Here is a 1,188-nt window from a genome sequence, read left to right as displayed (position 1 = left end):
AGCACGATGAAGATGACGATCATCGGGACCTTGTCGCCGATTTCGGCGGCGGAGAACGGCACCAGCGTCGCGACGATGGCCAGGACCAGCTCGATGCAGGGGATGGCCAGCATGACCTTCATCATCGCGCCCTTGAACGGGAACGTGAAGATGCGCTCGCGGTTCGGGTCGTTCTTGCGAAGGTTGAGGAACGCCGGGAACATCGGGATGTAGGTGAGCAGCAGGAAGAGGACGGAGGTGCCGAAGAGCATCCAGAAGACGCCGTTGGAGATGGCGTCGATGGGAACGAGCTGCAGGCACAGCACCAGGGAGGCGACGACGGCGTTGACCAGGTTGGCGCCGTTGGGCATGTCGTCATCCGAGATCATCGAGGCGAAGACCTTGGGCATGTTGCCGTGCTCGGCGGCGTAGCGGGCGACGGAGTTGACGCCGAAGGACCAGGCGGCCATGTTGGCGAACAGGGTGATCAGGAAGGCGATGCAGATGACCTTGAAGAGCATGGAGTCGCCCACCATGGTCTGGACAGCGTAGATCATGCCGTAGTCGGGATCGATGGAATCGGCCGGCACAGCAGCGCCGATGCCAAAACCAGCGAACAGGTAGATCACGGCGATAGACAGGCCGCCAACGATGATAGCCTTGGGGATATCGCGAGCGGGATCGGCCATATCGTCGGTCATGGTGCAGATGACCTCGAAGCCCATGAAGTTAAAGATGATGATCGACAGGTAGCCGAGCGCGTTGGTGTTGGTGAGCTCGGGCAGGAAGGTGGCGGCGGACATGTCGTTCGCAAAACCGTTCTCCATGGCAAACCAGATGCCCAGAGCGCCGACGATAACGGCAACGGCGACCTTGATCAGGGCGCCACCGTTGAGGACCAACTCGGAGTCGGCAGCCTTGGAGCGACCCATGAGATACACGATCCACACGAAGGCAAGTTCGATAACCATCTTGGCGATCAGGTTGAACTCGACGCCGAAGACCATGCCCAGGATGTCGGGGAACATGGTTGCCAGCGAGGCGATCCACAGGGGATAGTTGACCCAGTAGTAGTACGAGATGCGGGCGCCCCACTTGTCGCCCAGGCCATCGCGTACCCAGTCGTAAATGCCGCCCTCGCCGTCATAGGTGGTGCCGAGCTCGGCGACGACCATGCCGTAAGGGAGCAGGAAGGTCAGGATCAGGAAG

1 protein-coding gene is annotated in these 1,188 nt (G+C 60.7%); it reads right to left on the bottom strand.

Features of this window, described 5'->3' with window-relative positions:
• The coding region (locus AAAX36_RS09420) for an APC family permease (protein WP_349075283.1) at positions 1–1,188 on the bottom strand (1,188 nt) is incomplete at both ends.

This window comes from Collinsella sp. CLA-ER-H10, from assembly GCF_040092475.1.
Taxonomy (GTDB): domain Bacteria; phylum Actinomycetota; class Coriobacteriia; order Coriobacteriales; family Coriobacteriaceae; genus Collinsella.
The sequence above is the reverse complement of the archived record's forward strand: the minus strand, read 5'-3'. Positions and strand labels throughout refer to the sequence as shown.